This window comes from Streptomyces sp. NPDC085932, assembly GCF_044540525.1.
GTDB classification, from domain to species: domain Bacteria; phylum Actinomycetota; class Actinomycetes; order Streptomycetales; family Streptomycetaceae; genus Streptomyces; species Streptomyces levis.
The window spans coordinates 435663-453437 of record NZ_JBITSJ010000001.1 but is presented as its reverse complement, the minus strand read 5'-3'; the positions used below and the strand labels follow the sequence as shown (position 1 = coordinate 453437).

At 73.0% G+C, this 17775-nt stretch carries 14 protein-coding genes; 6 read left to right on the top strand and 8 right to left on the bottom strand.

What is annotated here, in order from left to right:
* Positions 1–37: 37 nt before the first annotated feature.
* Genes ACIGAQ_RS01885 through ACIGAQ_RS01875 form a run of 3 tightly spaced genes read right to left on the bottom strand, consistent with a single transcriptional unit; the run spans position 38 to position 2145 of the window.
* The gene (locus ACIGAQ_RS01885; protein WP_362277736.1) at positions 38–1213 is read right to left on the bottom strand and encodes a zinc-dependent alcohol dehydrogenase; all 1176 of its coding nucleotides are present in this window, start codon (positions 1211–1213) and stop codon (positions 38–40) included.
* A complete protein-coding gene (locus ACIGAQ_RS01880) occupies positions 1210–1680 on the bottom strand; it encodes a hypothetical protein (RefSeq protein ID WP_311680562.1) in 471 nt (156 codons plus the stop codon). The genes ACIGAQ_RS01885 and ACIGAQ_RS01880 overlap by 4 nt, the downstream gene beginning before the upstream one ends.
* 6 nt (positions 1681–1686) lie before the next feature.
* Entirely contained in the window at positions 1687–2145 is a 459-nt protein-coding gene (locus tag ACIGAQ_RS01875; RefSeq protein ID WP_362277742.1) for a DUF4383 domain-containing protein, read from the bottom strand.
* 133 nt (positions 2146–2278) lie between these two features.
* Between ACIGAQ_RS01875 and ACIGAQ_RS01870 the strand changes: the two genes are divergently transcribed.
* Positions 2279–3526 (top strand): cytochrome P450, encoded by a 1248-nt coding sequence (locus ACIGAQ_RS01870; RefSeq protein WP_399778439.1) that lies wholly within the window; start codon positions 2279–2281, stop codon positions 3524–3526.
* 129 nt (positions 3527–3655) lie between these two features.
* Here the strand turns inward: ACIGAQ_RS01870 and ACIGAQ_RS01865 are convergent, their stop codons facing one another.
* A complete protein-coding gene (locus ACIGAQ_RS01865; protein ID WP_399778437.1) occupies positions 3656–4633 on the bottom strand; it encodes an SDR family oxidoreductase in 978 nt (325 codons plus the stop codon).
* 180 nt (positions 4634–4813) lie between these two features.
* Here ACIGAQ_RS01865 and ACIGAQ_RS01860 point away from each other — a divergent pair, with 180 nt between their 5' ends.
* The 4 genes from ACIGAQ_RS01860 to argG all read left to right on the top strand — a co-directional run bounded on the left by ACIGAQ_RS01860 (position 4814) and on the right by argG (position 11325).
* Positions 4814–6625 carry a methylmalonyl-CoA mutase family protein gene (locus ACIGAQ_RS01860; RefSeq protein WP_399778435.1) on the top strand — a complete coding sequence of 604 codons (1812 nt, stop codon included), beginning with the start codon at positions 4814–4816 and terminating at the stop codon, positions 6623–6625.
* The gene (gene scpA, locus ACIGAQ_RS01855; protein ID WP_362277750.1) at positions 6622–8808 is read left to right on the top strand and encodes a methylmalonyl-CoA mutase; all 2187 of its coding nucleotides are present in this window, start codon (positions 6622–6624) and stop codon (positions 8806–8808) included. Before ACIGAQ_RS01860 ends, scpA begins: the two co-directional genes overlap by 4 nt.
* Entirely contained in the window at positions 8805–9797 is a 993-nt protein-coding gene (meaB, locus tag ACIGAQ_RS01850; RefSeq protein WP_399778431.1) for a methylmalonyl Co-A mutase-associated GTPase MeaB, read from the top strand. Before scpA ends, meaB begins: the two co-directional genes overlap by 4 nt.
* Positions 9798–9870: 73 nt before the next feature.
* A complete protein-coding gene (argG, locus tag ACIGAQ_RS01845; protein WP_311680553.1) occupies positions 9871–11325 on the top strand; it encodes an argininosuccinate synthase in 1455 nt (484 codons plus the stop codon).
* An 83-nt stretch (positions 11326–11408) separates the two neighbouring features.
* On the opposite strand, the gene pntB is transcribed toward argG, so the two are convergent.
* The gene (gene pntB, locus ACIGAQ_RS01840) at positions 11409–12842 is read right to left on the bottom strand and encodes a Re/Si-specific NAD(P)(+) transhydrogenase subunit beta (RefSeq protein WP_362277757.1); all 1434 of its coding nucleotides are present in this window, start codon (positions 12840–12842) and stop codon (positions 11409–11411) included.
* Positions 12843–12847: 5 nt separating this feature from the next.
* Positions 12848–14407 carry a Re/Si-specific NAD(P)(+) transhydrogenase subunit alpha gene (locus tag ACIGAQ_RS01835; protein WP_362277760.1) on the bottom strand — a complete coding sequence of 520 codons (1560 nt, stop codon included), beginning with the start codon at positions 14405–14407 and terminating at the stop codon, positions 12848–12850.
* 218 nt (positions 14408–14625) lie between these two features.
* Between ACIGAQ_RS01835 and ACIGAQ_RS01830 the strand changes: the two genes are divergently transcribed.
* Positions 14626–16245, top strand: a complete 1620-nt coding sequence (locus ACIGAQ_RS01830; RefSeq protein WP_399778427.1) for an MFS transporter — start codon at positions 14626–14628, stop codon at positions 16243–16245.
* Between the two features lie 41 nt (positions 16246–16286).
* On the opposite strand, the gene ACIGAQ_RS01825 is transcribed toward ACIGAQ_RS01830, so the two are convergent.
* On the bottom strand, positions 16287–16763 hold the full coding sequence (locus tag ACIGAQ_RS01825; protein WP_399778424.1) for a VOC family protein: 477 nt from the start codon (positions 16761–16763) through the stop codon (positions 16287–16289).
* A 64-nt stretch (positions 16764–16827) separates the two neighbouring features.
* On the bottom strand, positions 16828–17670 hold the full coding sequence (locus ACIGAQ_RS01820; RefSeq protein ID WP_399778421.1) for a helix-turn-helix domain-containing protein: 843 nt from the start codon (positions 17668–17670) through the stop codon (positions 16828–16830).
* Between the last annotated feature and the right edge of the window lie 105 nt (positions 17671–17775).

The window sequence follows — 17775 nt, the reverse complement described above, 5'->3', positions numbered from 1 at the left end:
GGGCGGCAAACGAGGCAGTGTGCGGCGCTGAGGCACGTCAGCCGCCCGGCCGGATGACCGCGCGGACGCAGCCGTCGCTCTTGTCCTTGAACATCTCGTAGGCCCGCGGCGCCTCGTCCAGGGAGACGCTGTGGGTCGCCAGGTGGGAGGTGCTCAGCTCCCCGGCCGCCAGCCGGTCCAAAAGCATCGGGATGTAGCGCTGGCCGTGCTGCTGGGCGCCCCGGATCGTCAGGCCCTTGTTGATCACCGCGCCGAGCGGGAACTTGTCGACGGCGCCGGCGAAGACGCCCAGGACGAAGACGGTGCCGCCCTTGCGGCAGGCGTGGATGGCCTGCCGTACGGCGGTGGGGCGGTCGGTCTGCAGGCGCAGCTGCTGTTTGACCTGGTCGTAGAGGTGGACCGGGCTGTCGCTGTGGGCCTCCATGCCGACCGCCTCGATGCACACGTCGGGGCCGCGGCCGCCGGTGCGTTCGCGCAGTTCGGCGCCGACGTCGGTGGCGGTGTAGTCGATGACCTCGCTGCCGATGTGACGTTCGGTCATCGCGAGGCGCTCGGGGATGCGGTCGATGGAGATCACGCGCTCCGCGCCGAGCAGAATGGCGGCCCGGGCCGCCATCTGGCCGACGGCGCCGCAGCCCCAGACGGCGACCACGTCGCCGGGTTTGACGCCGCCCAGGTCGGCGCCCATCCAGCCGGTGGGCACCGAGTCGGAGACGAACAGGGCGCTGGTGTCGTCGACGCCTTCCGGGACGGGGAAGGCCCCGTGGTCGGCGAAGGGCACGCGCACGTACTCGGCGTGGCTGCCGCGCAGCCCGCCCATGGCGTGGGAGTAGCCGAAGATGCCCCCGGTGTCGGCGCCGAACAGGGCCTGCCCGATGCCGGGGTTGGTGTTGGTGTTGTCGCACAGGGACCACAGGTCGTGGGTGCAGTACCAGCAGCGGCCGCAGCCGACGAAGGAGCAGACCACGACCCGGTCGCCGACCTTGTGCTTGCGCACGGCGGAGCCGACCTCGACGACCTCGCCGACGAACTCGTGGCCGATGACGTCCCCGGACCGCATGAAGGGGATGTAGCCGCCGATGAGGTGCAGGTCGGAGCCGCAGGTGGTGCCGGCGACGAGCCGGACGATCACGTCCTGGTCGTTGCGCAGCTCCGGGTCGGGCACCTGTTCGACGGAGAGCTTGTTGACGCCTTCCCAGCACAGGGCCTTCACAGCACTCCCTCCCCGCCGGCGCGGCGGCCGAGCAGTCCGACGAGTTTTCCGCCCGGGGTGTCGTGGGTGGTGGGCGGGGCGTCCGGTTCGAGGACCTCACCGGCCTCCAGCAGTGACTTGGCGTCGCGCAGCGCGCGGCGCAGGTCCTGGCGGGGGTCCTCGCCGGCCAGCCGGGCGGGCACGGAGTGCGCCCCCTCGGGCTGCGGTTCCCTCAGCCGTACGGCCAGTTCGGTGCCACGGTCCCCGGGGGCGGGCCCGATGCGCGTCTCGATGCGCTCGCCGTACTCCGCCAGCGGCGGGGGGAGTTTCTCCGGCTGGAGCTCGCCGGGGTCCACGTTGATCGTCACGGCGAGCCAGCGGTCGTCGGCGGGGGAGCCGGCGGGGCCGGCCGCCCTGCGCCGCCAGGCGATGACGGCGCCGGCGGTGAGTCCGGCTGCGGCCGTCCACAGGGTCTTGGCGTGAGCCATCGGCGTTCACATCCTCCGGGAGGCGGCGGCCGGACGACGGGTGAGCAGTGCGCCCAGGGCGATCATGCCGATGCCGAGGACGAAGTGCAGCCAGTCGTCGGCCGTGTTCAGCGGGACGAAGTTGGCGTCGCTGTCGTGGCCGACGATCAGGCCGTACAGCCACAGGACCAGGTAGATGGCGCCGCCCGCCAGGAGGTAGGTGCGGGCACCGGATGCGGTGCGCGCCAGGGCCAGGCCCGCGACGCCGAACGCGAGGTGGACGAGGTTGTGCAGGATCGAGATCTGGAAGATCCCGAACAGTTCGGCGCCGGAGTCGTGCGAGGCGAACTCCATGGTGTCGTAGTCGGTGGTGATCCCCGGGATGAAGCCCAGGATGCCGACGAGCAGGAACACCGCTCCGACCAGCAGCGCGGCCTGCTGCACGGGGGTTCGGGCCGTTCGCGTCGGCTGGGTGCGTGTGCTCATGGCGGTGGCCTTCCGGCGCGGGGGGTGCGTCACGACGAGCGCCCCGGTGCGCGGCGAGTACCCCCGCTCCGGGGTGCAATCGTCCGGTGCGGGTCCGCGTTTCCGGGCGGGGCCGGCGGGCACTCGCCGCGCCATGGATGAGAGTCGTCGTGCACCACTCGCGGACAGCTCGCTCGCCCTGCTGGCCAAGGGGTACACCTGGCTGCCCGACCGCAGGCGCCGCACCACCGCCCCCCTGGTGCGCGCCCGCCTGATGGGACAGCACGCCGTGGCCCTCCACGGCACCGGCGCCGTGCGGTTCTTCTACGACGAGCAGCACGTGGAGCGCGGGTCGGCGATGCCCGGCCCGGTCCTGAGCACCCTGTTCGGGCACGGGGCCGTGCACACGCTGGACGGGCTGCGGCACCGCGGCCGCAAGGAGATGTTCCTCTCCGAACTCACCGGGCCGAAGGCGGTCGCCGGGGTCGTGGACGAGGTCGCCGCGGCGTGGGAGGAGGCGGTGCGCTCGTGGCCCGGGCGCCGGGTCGTGCTGTTCGACGAGGCGAGCCGGGTGCTCACCCGGGGCGTGTGCCGGTGGGCCGGGATTCCGCTGGACGACGCCGACGCGCTGGCCCGGGACCTGGTCGCCATGGTCGACGGTTTCGCCACGGCCGGGCCGCGCCACTGGCGGGCCCGCCGCGCCCGGGCCCGGCGCGAGACCTGGCTGGGACGGCTGGTGGAGGACGTGCGGGCGGGGACCGCGAGCGCGCCGGACGGGTCGGTCCTGGAGGCGGTGGTCCGGCACCGGGACTCCGACGGCCGGCTCCTCGATCCGCGCACGGCGGCGGTCGAGCTGCTCAACGTGATCCGGCCGACGGTCGCCGTGTGCTGGTTCGTCTCCTACGCCGGACACGCGATGCGCCGCCCGGACGTGCGGGACGGGCTGCGCGGCGACGACGCCGCCTACGCCGTGGCGTTCGCGCACGAGCTGCGGCGCTTCTACCCCTTCGCCCCGTTCGTCGGCGGCCGGGCCGTCACCGATCTGGACTGGCACGGCGAGCCGATCCCGGCCGGCGCGCTGGTGCTGCTCGATCTGTACGGGCAGAACCACGACCCCGACCTCTGGGACGACCCGTACGCCTTCCGGCCGGAGCGTTTCCTGGGGCATCCGCCCGCCCGGGACGAGCTGATCCCCCAGGGCGGCGGCGACCGCGCCACCGGGCACCGCTGTCCCGGCGAGGACATCACCGTCGCCCTGCTGGCGACCCTCGCGCCCCGGCTGGCCCGGCTGGAGTACGAGGTGCCCGAACAGGACCTGAGGATCCCGCTGAACCGCGTGCCGGCCCGGGTGCGCAGCGGTTTCGTCCTCGATGCGGTCCGGGTGCCGGTGCCGGTGGGCTAGCCGGCGGGCGGGACGCGGAACCGGACGACGGCCCGCCCTTCGGGGCGGGCCGTCGGTCCGTCGTCCCCAGGTCGTCTCCTCCGGTCTCCTCCCGTCTCTTCAGGTCTCCTCGGGTCTCCTCCGGTCTCCTCAGGCGCGGGCCATCCGCCGCCCCGCCGTCACCGCCGCGCCCGCCAGCGCGGTCGCGAGGGCGGCCCTGCGCAGTGCGGTGCGCCGTCGTCCGCCCCAGCCGCCGTGCACCGCGCCCTCGCCGGGTGCCGGTACGTGCAGCGCGCCGTGCGTGGCCGGGGCGTCCTCGTCGTGGTCCAGGTGGGTCTTGTCCGTCTGCCGGGCCATCGCCCGCTCGGCGAGCGCCGGCGCCATCCGGGACTGGCGGACCAGCGCGCGGCCCGCGGGACCGACCACGACCTCGCGGCGCGGATGGCGGACGAGGTCCACGACCGCCTTGGCGACCCGCTCGGGCGTGTAGACGGGCGGCATGGCGACGACCTTGTGCCCGGTGTGGTTGGCCGCCTGCTGGAAGTGCGGCGTGTCGATGGTCGCGGGGAGCACCGTGCACACGTCGATGCCCTTCACGCCCTCGACGCGCAACTGCTGCCGCAGACCGGAGCCGAGCGCCCGGACGGCGTGCTTGGACATGCCGTACGGGTGACTGTAGGGCTGGGCGACGGCCCCCACGATGGACGAAATGTTGATCAGCGTGCCCGAGCCCTGTTCCCGCATCACCGGCAGTGCCGCCCGGGCGCCGTACACACTCCCCATGACGTTGACGTCCAGGACCTTGCGGAAGTCCTCCAGGGGCACGTCCTCGAAACGGCCGAAGGCGTTGACCGCCGCGTTGTTGACCCAGACGTCGATCCGGCCGAACTCCTCCACGGCGCGCCGCGCCAGGTCCTCGACCGCCTTGACGTCGCTCACGTCGGTCGGCACGACCAGGGTGCGCGCACCCCGGTGCCTGCCGCACTCCTCGGCCGCCGCCCACAGCGCCTCCTCGCGCCGCGCCGCCAGCACCACGGCGCAGCCCTTGCGGGCGAACGCCTCCGCCGTGGCCCGTCCTATCCCGCTGGACGCCCCGGTCACCACCACCACGCGATCGCGCAGTCGCATCCCGCACCTCCTCACGTCTGCGCGGGGCAGGGCGCCTGGTGCCCGCCTCCGCCGCACGCCGGGTACCCGCGCCGGGCGCGACGGCACCGGCCCCGGAGAGCGGGGTCACAGTCAGGGCGAGGGAAAGGTCACAGCCGAGGCCTCTGCTGCTCAGTCGTGCTCGTGTCCTAGCATCCGAGCATGACGGTCCTGCCTGACGACGGGCTTGAGCTGGCCGGCGAGTTCCCTGACGTGCCCCATGAGCAGTGGCAGCGCCTCGTGGCGGGTGTCCTGCGCAAATCGGGCAAGGACGTCGAGGGTGCCGAGGCCGAGGAAGCCCTCTCCACCGCGCTGGAGGACGGGGTGCGCACCCGGCCCCTCTACACCGCGCGCGACACCTCACCCGAGCCAGGTCTGCCGGGGTTCTCGCCCTTTGTGCGTGGCGGCCGCGCCGAGGGGAACACGGTCGGCGGCTGGGACGTACGGCAGCGGCACACCACGGCCGACCACGACGCGGTGCTCGCGGACCTGGAGAACGGCGTCACCTCCCTCTGGCTGACCGTGGGCGAGGGCGGCATCCCGGTGGCCGAGCTGGGCCGGGTCCTCGACGGCGTGTACCTCGATCTCGCCCCGGTCGTGCTGGACGCGGGGGCCGACGCCGGGTCCGCGGCGCGGGAGTTGCTGCGGCTGTACGAGGAGCGGGGCGTGGCCCGGGAGGCCGCGCGCGGCGGTCTGGGCGTCGATCCGCTCGGGTACGAGGCCCGCACCGGGCAGCCGGACGACGCGGCGCCGACGGTGGAACTGGCCCGGCTGTGCGCCGAGCGGTACCCGGGGCTGCGGGCGGTGGCCGTGGACGCGCTGCCGTACCACGAGGCCGGCGGTTCGGCCGCGCAGGAGCTGGGCGCCTCGCTGGCCACGGCGGTGGCGTACCTGCGGGAGCTGACCGGGGCCGGGATGGGCGTCGAACAGGCCTGCGGGCAGCTGGAGTTCCGGTACGCGGCGACCGCCGACCAGTTCCTCACCATCGCCAAGCTGCGCGCGGCGCGCCGGTTGTGGGCCCGGGTGGCCGAGGTCTGCGGCGCCCCGCGCGCCGGGGCGCAGGCGCAGCACGCCGTCACCTCGCCGGTGATGATGACGCGGCGCGACCCGTGGGTGAACATGCTGCGCACGACGATCGCGACGCTCGCCGCCGGGGCGGGCGGGGCCGACGCGGTGACCGTGCTGCCCTTCGACCACGCCCTCGGCCTGCCGGACGCGTTCGCGCGGCGCATCGCCCGCAACACCTCGACGATCCTCATCGAGGAGTCGCACCTGGCCCGGGTCATCGACCCGGCGGGCGGCTCCTGGTACGTGGAGCGGCTCACCGACGAACTCGCCCACGCGGGCTGGGAGTTCTTCCAGCGGATCGAGCGGCTGGGCGGCATGGCGGCCGCCCTGCGCTCCGGGGACGTGGAGCGGGACCTCGCCGAGACCTGGCGGGCGCGGAGCGCGAAGCTGGCCAAGCGGCGCGAGCCCGTCACCGGCGTCAGCGAGTTCCCGTTCCTGGCGGAGAAGCCGGTGGTGCGCGAGAGCGCCCCCGAGCGGCCGTCCGGCGGGCTGCCGCGGGTGCGCCGCGACGAGGCCTTCGAGACGCTGCGGGCCCGCTCGGACGCGCACCTGGCCGCGACCGGCTCCCGGCCGCGGATCCATCTCGCCGCACTCGGCCCGGCCGCCGCCCACACCGCGCGCCTCACCTTCGCCTCGAACCTGTTCCAGGCGGGCGGCATCGAGCCGGTCACCGAGGGCACGTTCGCGGACAGCGGCGCGAGCGAGGCCGTGCTGTGCTCCAGCGACGCCCTCTACGAGGAGCAGGCGGCGGCCCGGGCCGCGGAGCTGAAGGAGGCGGGCGCCTCGTACGTGTTCCTCGCCGGGCGGCCCGGGGAGTACCCCGGTGTCGACGGTTACGTCTTCGCGGGCTGCGACGCCGTGGCCGTGCTGTCCGCGACCCTCGACCGCATGGGAGTTGCCCGATGACCGCCCCCCATGGCATCCCCGACTTCTCCGGGATCGAGCTGGGCACCCCGGCCGCCGACGGCAGCCCCGACGAGTGGCGCGCGGCGGTGAAGAACGCCTCCGGCGGCGACGACCTGCTGTGGGAGACCCCCGAGGGCATCGCGGTCAAGCCGCTGTACACCGGCCGTGACCTGGAGGGCCTGGACTTCCTCGACACGTATCCCGGGGCGGCGCCGTACCTGCGCGGCCCGTACCCGACGATGTACGTCAACCAGCCCTGGACGATCCGCCAGTACGCCGGTTTCTCCACCGCCGAGGAGTCCAACGCCTTCTACCGGCGCAACCTCGCGGCGGGGCAGAAGGGCCTGTCGGTCGCCTTCGACCTGCCCACGCACCGCGGGTACGACAGCGACCACCCGCGCGTGACCGGTGACGTCGGCATGGCGGGCGTGGCCATCGACTCGATCCTCGACATGCGGCAGCTGTTCGACGGCATTCCGCTGGACCGGATGACGGTGTCGATGACGATGAACGGCGCGGTGCTGCCCGTGCTGGCGCTGTACATCGTCGCCGCCGAGGAGCAGGGCGTGCCGCCGGAGAAGCTGGCGGGGACCATCCAGAACGACATCCTCAAGGAGTTCATGGTCCGCAACACCTACATCTACCCGCCGAAGCCGTCGATGCGGATCATCTCCGACATCTTCGCCTTCACCTCGCAGCGGATGCCGCGCTACAACTCCATCTCCATCTCCGGCTACCACATCCAGGAGGCCGGCGCGACGGCCGACCTGGAGCTGGCGTACACGCTCGCGGACGGCGTGGAGTACATCCGGGCGGGCCGGGAAGCGGGCCTGGACGTGGACGCGTTCGCGCCCCGGCTGTCGTTCTTCTGGGCGATCGGCATGAACTTCTTCATGGAGGTCGCCAAGCTGCGCGCGGCGCGGCTGCTGTGGGCGAAGCTGGTGAAGCAGTTCGACCCGCAGAACGCCAAGTCCCTCTCCTTGCGCACGCATTCGCAGACCTCCGGCTGGTCGCTGACCGCGCAGGACGTGTTCAACAACGTCACGCGCACCTGTGTCGAGGCGATGGCGGCGACGCAGGGCCACACCCAGTCGCTGCACACCAACGCCCTGGACGAGGCGCTCGCCCTGCCGACCGACTTCTCGGCGCGCATCGCCCGCAACACCCAGCTGCTGCTGCAGCAGGAGTCCGGCACCACCCGGGTCATCGACCCGTGGGGCGGCAGCGCGTACGTGGAGAAGCTGACGTACGACCTGGCGCGGCGGGCCTGGCAGCACATCCAGGAGGTGGAGGCCGCGGGCGGCATGGCCAAGGCCATCGACGCGGGCATCCCGAAGCTGCGCATCGAGGAGGCCGCGGCCCGCACCCAGGCCCGCATCGACTCGGGCCGCCAGCCGGTCATCGGCGTCAACAAGTACCGGGTGGAGACCGACGAGCAGATCGACGTGCTCAAGGTCGACAACTCCTCCGTGCGCGCCCAGCAGATCGAGAAGCTGCGGCGGCTGCGCGCCGAGCGCGACGAGACGGCCTGCCGGGACGCGCTGGACGCGCTGACCCGGGCCGCCGCGGGTGACGGCAACCTGCTGGAGCTGGCCGTGCACGCGGCCCGCGCCAAGGCCACCGTCGGGGAGATCTCGGACGCCCTGGAGAAGGTGTACGGCCGCCACGCGAGCCAGATCCGTACCATCACCGGCGTGTACCGCAACGAGACCGGAGACTCCCCGAGCGTGGACCGCACCCGGACCCTGGTGTCCGACTTCGAGGAGGCCGAGGGCCGCCGCCCGCGCATCCTGGTCGCCAAGATGGGCCAGGACGGCCACGACCGCGGGCAGAAGGTGATCGCCACCGCCTTCGCCGACCTCGGCTTCGACGTGGACGTCGGCCCGCTGTTCCAGACGCCCGCCGAGGTGGCCCGGCAGGCCGTGGAGGCGGACGTGCACATCGTCGGCGTCTCGTCGCTGGCGGCCGGTCACCTCACCCTCGTCCCGGCGCTGCGCGAGGCGCTGGCCGAGGAGGGCCGCGAGGACATCATGGTCGTGGTCGGCGGCGTGATCCCGCCGCAGGACGTGCCGACGCTGCTGGAGATGGGCGCGGCGGCCGTCTTCCCGCCCGGGACGGTGATCCCGGACGCGGCGTACGACCTGGTGAAGCGGCTGTCGGGCGACCTCGGGCACGAGCTGTGATCGATGCCGACGCGTATGTGAAGGGCGTGCTCGACGGGAAGCGGGCGATCGTCGCCCGGGCCATCACCCTCGTCGAGTCGACCCGGCCGCAGCACCGCGCGCTGGCCCAGGAGGTGCTGACCGCGCTGCTGCCGCACAGCGGCCGGGCCCGCCGCATCGGGATCAGCGGGGTGCCCGGGGTGGGCAAGTCGACGTTCATCGACGCGTTCGGCACGCTGCTGACCTCCCTCGGGCACCGGGTCGCGGTGCTGGCCGTCGACCCGTCCTCCAGCCGCACGGGCGGCTCCATCCTGGGCGACAAGACCCGGATGGAGCGCCTGGCCGTGGACCCGGCGGCGTTCGTGCGCCCCTCCCCCACCGCGGGCACGCTCGGCGGGGTCGCCAAGGCCACCCGCGAGTCGATCGTGGTGATGGAGGCGGCCGGCTACGACGTGGTCCTCGTCGAGACGGTCGGCGTCGGCCAGTCCGAGACGGCCGTGGCGAACATGGTCGACACCTTCCTGCTGCTCACCCTCGCCCGCACCGGCGACCAGCTCCAGGGCATCAAGAAGGGCGTGCTGGAGCTGGCCGACGTGATCGCCGTCAACAAGGCGGACGGGCCGCACGAGCGCGACGCCCGGGCGGCAGCGCGGGAACTGGCGGGCGCGCTGCGGCTGATGCACGGCAAGGACGCGTTCTGGACGCCTCCCGTGCTGCACTGCAGCGCCCGCGAGTCGACCGGCCTGGACGCGGTGTGGGAGCGCCTGGAGCAGCACCGCGCGCTGCTGGACTCCACCGGCCGGCTCACCGCCAAGCGCCGTGACCAGCAGGTCGACTGGACATGGAGCATGGTCCGCGACGAACTCCTCGGCCGCCTCCGGGCCGATCCGGCGGTGCGGTCTCTGGCGCCGGTCCTGGAGCGGCAGGTCCGGGAGGGCGAGCTGACGCCGACCCTGGCGGCGGAGCGGATCCTGGGCGCGCTCGGCGGTTCCGGAACGACGCTTTCCTGATCCCTGACCGGCGGGGACGGGAATTCCGCATACCCGGCTTGCATGAATATGCAAAGTGAGACATACTCTTTCTATGTCCAAGGTCCTCACCTCCCTGCCGGCCGGCGAGCGCGTCGGCATCGCCTTCTCGGGCGGTCTCGACACGTCCGTCGCGGTCGCGTGGATGCGCGACAAGGGCGCCGTCCCGTGCACCTACACCGCCGACATCGGCCAGTACGACGAGCCCGACATCGCCTCGGTGCCCGGCCGTGCCCAGACCTACGGGGCCGAGATCGCGCGTCTGGTCGACTGCCGGGCCGCGCTGGTCGAGGAGGGTCTGGCCGCGCTGACCTGCGGCGCGTTCCACATCCGCTCGGGCGGGCGGGCCTACTTCAACACCACCCCGCTCGGCCGGGCCGTCACCGGCACGCTCCTGGTGCGGGCGATGCTGGAGGACGACGTCCAGATCTGGGGCGACGGCTCGACCTTCAAGGGCAACGACATCGAGCGGTTCTACCGCTACGGCCTGCTCGCCAACCCGCACCTGAGGATCTACAAGCCCTGGCTGGACGCGGCGTTCGTGACCGAGCTGGGCGGCCGCAAGGAGATGTCCGAGTGGCTGCTCGCCCACGGACTTCCCTACCGGGACTCCACGGAGAAGGCGTACTCCACCGACGCCAACATCTGGGGCGCCACCCACGAGGCCAAGACGCTGGAGCACCTGGACACCGGCATCGAGACGGTCGAGCCCATCATGGGCGTGAAGTTCTGGGACCCCGCGGTCGAGATCGCCACCGAGGACGTGACGATCGGCTTCGACCAGGGCCGCCCGGTGTCGATCAACGGCAAGGAGTTCGCCACCGCCGTCGACCTGGTCATGGAGGCCAACGCCATCGGCGGCCGGCACGGCCTGGGCATGTCCGACCAGATCGAGAACCGGATCATCGAGGCCAAGAGCCGCGGCATCTACGAGGCCCCGGGCATGGCCCTGCTGCACGCCGCGTACGAGCGGCTGGTCAACGCGATCCACAACGAGGACACCCTCGCCCAGTACCACACCGAGGGCCGGCGCCTCGGCCGGCTGATGTACGAGGGCCGCTGGCTGGACCCGCAGGCGCTGATGATCCGCGAGTCGCTGCAGCGCTGGGTCGGCGCCGCCGTCACCGGCGAGGTGACGCTGCGGCTGCGGCGCGGCGAGGACTACTCGATCCTCGACACCACCGGCCCCGCGTTCAGCTACCACCCGGACAAGCTGTCCATGGAGCGCACCGAGGACTCCGCGTTCGGCCCGGTGGACCGGATCGGCCAGCTCACCATGCGCAACCTGGACATCGCCGACTCGCGCGCCAAGCTGGAGCAGTACGCCGGCATCGGCCTGATCGGCACCGGCAGCCCCACCATCGGCGCCTCCCAGGCCGCCGCGACCGGGCTGATCGGCACCATGCCGGAGCTGCCCGAGGGCGGCGCCGAGGCCATCGCCTCCCGCGGCGAGGTCTCGGAGGAGGACGCCTGGCTGGACCGCGCGGCGATGGAGTCCGGCACGGACTGACCGCACGGCGGGACCCGCACGGGACACGTGAAGGCCGGCTCGACACTGTCGAGCCGGCCTTCACGCCGTCGCCGCCCGGAGGCTCAGCGGGACGAGCCCGCCATCTCCCGGACCGGGGTGTCCAGGGCGTCCAGGCCGCGCAGGATGTCCTCCACCCGCTGCTTGGCGTCGCCGAAGAGCATCTGGGTGTTCTCGCGGAAGAACAGCGGGTTCTGCACGCCCGCGTACCCGGCGGCCATCGACCGCTTGAAGACGACCACGTTCGCCGCCTCCCACACGTGCAGCACCGGCATCCCCGCGATGGGACTGGACGGGTTGTCCGTGGCGGCCGGGTTGACCGTGTCGTTGGCGCCGATGACCAGCACGACCGAGGTCGCGGCGAAGTCGTCGTTGATCTCGTCCATCTCCAGGACGATGTCGTACGGCACATTCGCCTCGGCGAGGAGCACGTTCATGTGCCCGGGCAGCCGGCCGGCCACCGGGTGGATGCCGAAGCGCACCTCGACGCCCCGTTCGCGCAGCTTGCGGGCGAGTTCGGCGACCGGGTACTGGGCCTGGGCGACGGCCATGCCGTAGCCCGGAGTGATGATCACCGAGGAGGCGTCGCGCAGGAGTTCCGCGGTCTCCTCGGCGCTGATCTCCCGGTGCTCGCCCTGCTCACCCTCGTCTGACGCGGCGGCCGGAGTGCCGAAGCCGCCGGCGATCACCGAGATGAACGACCGGTTCATCGCCTTGCACATGATGTACGACAGGTAGGCACCGGAGGAGCCGACCAGCGCGCCGGTGACGATGAGCAGGTTGTTGGAGAGCAGGAAGCCCGAGGCGGCCGCCGCCCAGCCCGAGTAGCTGTTCAGCATGGAGACGACGACCGGCATGTCGCCGCCGCCGATGGAGGCGACCAGGTGCGCGCCGAGGGCGAGGGCGATCACGGTGACCGCGATGAGCAGGCCCATGGTCGGGCGGGCCACGAACGCGATGGTCAGCCCCACGAAGGCGACCAGCGCGCCGATGTTCAGGACGTGCTTGCCGGGCAGCGTCAGCGGGCGTGAGGCGATGCGCGCCGAGAGCTTCAGATAGGCGACGACCGAGCCCGTGAAGGTGACGGCGCCGATGAAGACGCCGATGAACACCTCGGCGTGGTGGATGCCCAGCAGCGAGCCGGACAGCTCGGCGTCGACGTCGAGGTAGCCGTTCCAGCCGACGAAGGTGGCGGCCAGGCCGACGAGGCTGTGCATGATGGCGATCAGCTCGGGCATGCCGGTCATCTCGACGACCTTGGCCCGCCAGAGCCCGATGCCCGCGCCGACGGCGGTGGCGACGGCGATCAGCACCAGCCCGGTGGCGCTGATGCTCCGGGAGGCGAGACCGACCGTGGCGGCCAGCGCGACGACCATCCCGGCGATGCCCCAGACGACGCCGGAGCGGGAGGTGCGGTGCTGCGAGAGGCCGGCGAGGCTGAGGATGAACAGCAGCGCCGCGACGACGTAGGCGGCCTGTGCGGCCGTGTCTGTGGTCATCCTGATCAGCCCTTCGAGAACATGCCGAGCATGCGGCGGGTCACGGCGAAACCGCCGAAGATGTTGATGCTCGCCAGCAGGATCGCGGCGAACGACAGCACGGTGACGGCCGTGTCCCCCTGCCCGATCTGCAGCAGCGCGCCGACCACGACGATCCCGGAGATGGCGTTGGTGACCGACATCAGCGGGGTGTGCAGCGCGTGGTGCACGTTGCCGATGACGTAGAAGCCGATGACGATCGCCAGGACGAACACCGTGAAGTGGCCGAGGAGTTCGCTCGGGGAGAAGGCCGTCACGAGGAACAGCGCGAGCGCCCCGACGCCGACGAGCGCGTACGAGGCCCAGGCCGGACGGGCGGGCTTCGCCGGTGTCGCCGGTGCGGCCGGGGCGGCGGGTTCCTTCGCACCGCCGGGGGCGGGCGCGGCGGACACCTGCACCGGGGGCGGCGGCCAGGTCTTCTCGCCCTCGCGGACCACGGTGATCGAGCGCTGCACCACGTCGTCGAAGTCCAGGACGAGCCGGCCGTCCTTGCCCGGGGTGAGCAGCTTCATCAGGTTGACGATGTTGGTGCCGTACAACTGCGAGGCCTGGGCGGGGAGCCGGCCGGGCAGGTCGGTGTAGCCGATGATCGTCACGTCGTTGTCGGTGACGACGGCCTTGCCGGGGACCGTGCCCTCGACGTTGCCGCCCTGGGCCGCGGCCATGTCGACGATGACGCTGCCGGGCTTCATGCGGGCCACGTGCTCGGCGGTGATCAGCTTCGGCGCCGGGCGGCCCGGGATGAGCGCGGTGGTGACGATGATGTCGACGTCGGCGGCCTGCTCGGCGTACAGCTGCGCGGCGAGCCGGTCGTAGTCCTCGGAGGTGGCCTTGGCGTAGCCGTCGGTGCTGACCTCCTGCTCGGCGGAGACCGTCAGGAACTCGCCGCCCAGGGAGCGCACCTGCTCGGCGACCTCGGGCCGGGGGTCGGTGGCGCGGACCACGGCGCCGAGGCTGCGGGCCGCGCCGATGGCCGCGAGCCCGGCGACGCCGGCGCCGGCCACCAGGACCTTGGCGGGCGGCACCTTGCCGGCGGCGGTCACCTGCCCGGTGAAGAACCGGCCGAAGGCGTGCGCCGCCTCCACCACGGCCCGGTAGCCGGCGATGTTCGCCATCGAGCTGAGCACGTCCAGGGACTGGGCGCGCGAGATGCGCGGCACGGCGTCCATGGCCAGCACGGTGATCGGCCGCCGGGCCAGCTCCTCGACCAGCTCCGGGTTGAAGGCGGGGCTGATCAGCGCGATCAGCGTGGCCCCGTCGCGGAGCCTGCCGATCTCCTCGGTCGAGGGGGCGTTGACCTTCAGGACGATCCCGGCCGCCCACGGGTCGCCGAGCCGCGCTCCCGCCTCCTCGTACGCGGCGTCGGAGAAGCGGGACGAGGCTCCCGCTCCCGGTTCGACCACCACGTCGTACCCGAGCGCGACAAGTCTCCCCACGGTGGCGGGTGTCGCCGCCACCCTGGTCTCGCCCGCAGTGGATTCGGCCGGGACGCCGATCCTCTGGGGTTCTGGTTCCGCTGGGGCCATCGTCTGCTTCTCCCGTCGTTCGCTGCCTGTCCTCCTTGGTGCCCGCATCCTGCACGTTCGACGCGGCATCCGTGGCGGGCCGTGGTCACATGGCCGGAGAGGCGGTCCTCACACGACCGGGGGGTTGCCCGGAGAGGCATTCGGCGGTATCGGTGCGACGGGCGAGGCCTGACGGGTCCTCTGATGCGGGAGGGACCGGAGGGGCGCAGACTGAGGTGATGAGCACTGCGCGCCCGGGGCGCGGGACCGCGTCCCCCACCCGTACCGCACCGCAGCAGTCCGTGGCGCTCGCGGCGATGATGTTCGCCGTCGCCATGACCTTCATCGACCAGACCATCGTGTCGATCGCGGCTCCGGACATCGTCCGCGAGCTGGATCTGTCGTCCTCCGGCATGCAGTGGGTGGTCAACGCCTATCTGCTGTCCCTCGCGGCCTTCTTCGCCCTCGGCGGGCGCCTCGCGGACCTGTACGGCCCGCGCCGGGTCGTCGTCGCCGGCACGCTCGTCTTCGTCGTCTCGTCGGTGCTGTGCGGCTGTGTGCCCGACGGCGGCGCGGCGCAGACCTGGCTCATCGTCTTCCGCGCCACCCAGGGGCTCGGAGCGGCCCTGCTCTTCCCCGCGGCGCTGGCCGTGGTGGTGGCCGTGTTCCCGGTCGAGCGGCGCGGTCGCGCCCTCGCCCTGTTCTTCGGGGTCACCGGCGCGCTGACCGCCATCGGCCCGCTGCTGGGCGGCTGGCTGACGAGCTGGACGTGGCGTGCGGTGTTCTGGGTCAACGTGCCGGTCGCGATCGTGGCGCTGGTGCTGACGGCCCTGGCGCACATCGCCGACCGACGGCGCTCCGGCACGCTGGACGTGCGGGGGGCGGTCCTCGTCGCGGCGGGCATGGGCCTGAGCGTCCTGGGCTTCCAGCAGGCCTGGTCCTGGGGGTGGGACAGCTGGGCGACCTGGGTCTGCATCGCGGGCGGCATCGCGGTGCTCTGCGTGTTCGTGCGCTTCGAGCACCGGGTCCGGCATCCGCTGGTCGACCTGCGGGTCTTCCGCGACAAGGCGTTCACCGTCGACGCGGCGGTGCTGTTCTTCTCGATGCTCGCCTTCGTCCCGTTGTTCTTCTTCACCTCGGTCTACGCCCAGGTGTCCCTGAGCGCCTCACCGAACCAGGCGGCCCTGTTCCTGCTGTACTTCTTCGTGGGCTTCGCGATCGCCTCGCAGTGGGGCGGGCGGATCCTCGACAAGCGGGGCGCGCGCCCGGCCCTGAAGCTGGGCACGGCCCTGGGCTGTGTGGGGTTCGCGCTGTGGGCGGGGAAGCTCACCGACCTGTCCATGCACGACCAGTGGCCCTACGCGGCCCTGGCCGGGGCCGGTATCGGCTTCGTCCTGGCACCGGCCTCCACGGACGCCGTGAACCGGTCCATCGGCGCCTCGTACGGCGAGGTCACCGGCATCACCCAGACCGTGCGCAACTACGCGGCGAGCGTGGGGCTGGCCGTCTACGGCACGATCCTGACGCACGTCACCTCCAGCAAGGTCGAGGACACCCTGGAGTCGCGGGGGGTGTCCGCCGGGGACGCGGGGGCCGTGGCCCGGGACGTCACCGAGTCGGTCACGGGCAACGGCGACGCCCGGCCGCCCACCGGTTCCGGGGCCGCCGCCGAGGCGACCCGGGACGCGATGTCCGCGATCCGCATGGACTTCGCCGAGGCCAACCAGTGGGTCTTCTACGGCATGGCCATCGCCCTGGGCGTGGCGTTCCTGTGCGCCCTGCGCCACCCGGGCGGCAAGGTGGACGCGGCACGGGCACGGGCGGCGGAGGCCGGGGAACCGGCGGCGCCGGTCCGCTGAGGTCCGTCGCCGGCCTGCGCGGCGGGCCCGGCCGGCACCGGTCAGGACGAGAACGTCGCGTCGGTGCGCCGCTGGATCTCCTCCGGCGTGAGGTCCTCGATGGTCTGCGAGATCATCCACAGGTGGCCGAACGGGTCGGCGAGCCGCCCGCCGCGCTGCCCGTAGGGCTGGTCGGCGACGGGGTACACCACCGTCGCCCCGCCCCGCAGCATCGCCTCGGCCACGGCGTCCGCGTCGGTGACGTCCAGCGCCAGGATCACGGGGGTGCCGCCGAGGGAGGGCGGGGCCGGGTCGCCCTCGTCGGCGTCCTTGACCGCGACGACCGCGTCGCCGAGGCGCAGCAGCGCGTGCACGATCCTCCCCTCGGGGCCGGTGTAGCGCTCGATCTCCTCGGCGCCGAACGCGGTCCGGTAGAAGTCGATCGCGCGGGGCCCGTCGGAGACCACGAGCCGGGGGTGGAGCCGGGTGACGGCCGGGGTGTGGGGGCGGTGTGCCGGGGTGTGGGTGCGGTGGGTCATGGTCGTCACGATGGCGGGTCGAGGGGTGCCGTGGATTGTAGAAAAACGCCGGGCGGCGGGCGCGTCACCCGTCGAGCGGCACGTGATTGCGGGCGAGCGGCGAGCGCGGCGCGTACGCGGTCGGCGTGAGGCCGGTCAGCGCACGGAACTCGTGGATCAGATGGGCCTGGTCGTGGTAGCCGCAGTCGGCGGCGAGGAGCGCCCAGTCCGGCGCGTCGAGCGCGGCGTTCACCCGCCGCAGCAGCCGCTGGAAGCGCCGCACCCGGGCGTACCGCTTGGGCGGGAGCCCCAGGTGTTCGGTGCACCGGCGGGCCAGCCGCCGGGAGGTCCAGCCGAGCCGGTCGGCGACCTCGGCCACGGGCCTCCCGCGGTCCAGCAGGGCCGCGGCGAGGCGGACCGCCGGGTCGGGCTCCAGGGGCCGTGCCGCCCGGTGCAGCAGGGCCCGTTCCACCTCCCGCAGGCAGGCCTCGGGACCGCCGGTGGCCCGGGCCTGGAGCAGCCGCTCCCGCAGCACCGCGCCGTCCCGGCCCCACAGTTCGTCCAGTCCCACGAGCCGGTCGCGCAGCGCGCCGGCCGGAGCGGTGAGGAAGGGGTGGAATCCGGCGGGCCGGAAGGCCACCCACACGACGGCGCGTTGCTGCGCCGGATCGATCAACACCGGGCCCGTGGACGGTCCCTGCAGCGCGGCTCCCGCCGTGCACAGGTCCGGGCCGTTCAGGGGGGAGGAGGACAGGACGTCCCGGTCCAGGTTCACCAGCAGTTGCACCCCGCCCGTCGGCAGCGCCAGCTCGGCGGCGTGCGCGAACCGTCCCTCGACGTGGCCCAGCGCACCGATCAAGGGCCGGAGCGCGGGCGCCGACGGCCGGACGGTGACCGCGACGGGCGCCGCTTCCGCCGTAGGAGGCATGTGTCCAGCCTAGGACGTGTCCGCGCAGTCGCTGCCCGACCCGTTGACGGGGAGGGGGGCCCGCCCTATCTTCTGGACCGCCTTCGTGGCCGATTTCACGAACCA

Excerpts from the sequence above, each read along its gene's own strand:
- ACIGAQ_RS01875 (WP_362277742.1), bottom strand. The coding sequence starts at position 2,145 with ATGAGCACACGCACCCAGCCGACGCGAACGGCCCGAACCCCCGTGCAG.
- ACIGAQ_RS01880 (WP_311680562.1), bottom strand. The coding sequence starts at position 1,680 with ATGGCTCACGCCAAGACCCTGTGGACGGCCGCAGCCGGACTCACCGCC.
- ACIGAQ_RS01835 (WP_362277760.1), bottom strand. The coding sequence starts at position 14,407 with ATGGCCCCAGCGGAACCAGAACCCCAGAGGATCGGCGTCCCGGCCGAA.
- ACIGAQ_RS01865 (WP_399778437.1), bottom strand. The coding sequence starts at position 4,633 with ATGCGACTGCGCGATCGCGTGGTGGTGGTGACCGGGGCGTCCAGCGGG.
- ACIGAQ_RS01870 (WP_399778439.1), top strand. The coding sequence starts at position 2,279 with ATGGATGAGAGTCGTCGTGCACCACTCGCGGACAGCTCGCTCGCCCTG.
- argG (WP_311680553.1), top strand. The coding sequence starts at position 9,871 with ATGTCCAAGGTCCTCACCTCCCTGCCGGCCGGCGAGCGCGTCGGCATC.
- ACIGAQ_RS01860 (WP_399778435.1), top strand. The coding sequence starts at position 4,814 with ATGACGGTCCTGCCTGACGACGGGCTTGAGCTGGCCGGCGAGTTCCCT.
- ACIGAQ_RS01820 (WP_399778421.1), bottom strand. The coding sequence starts at position 17,670 with ATGCCTCCTACGGCGGAAGCGGCGCCCGTCGCGGTCACCGTCCGGCCG.
- ACIGAQ_RS01830 (WP_399778427.1), top strand. The coding sequence starts at position 14,626 with ATGAGCACTGCGCGCCCGGGGCGCGGGACCGCGTCCCCCACCCGTACC.
- pntB (WP_362277757.1), bottom strand. The coding sequence starts at position 12,842 with ATGACCACAGACACGGCCGCACAGGCCGCCTACGTCGTCGCGGCGCTG.
- ACIGAQ_RS01825 (WP_399778424.1), bottom strand. The coding sequence starts at position 16,763 with ATGACCCACCGCACCCACACCCCGGCACACCGCCCCCACACCCCGGCC.
- scpA (WP_362277750.1), top strand. The coding sequence starts at position 6,622 with ATGACCGCCCCCCATGGCATCCCCGACTTCTCCGGGATCGAGCTGGGC.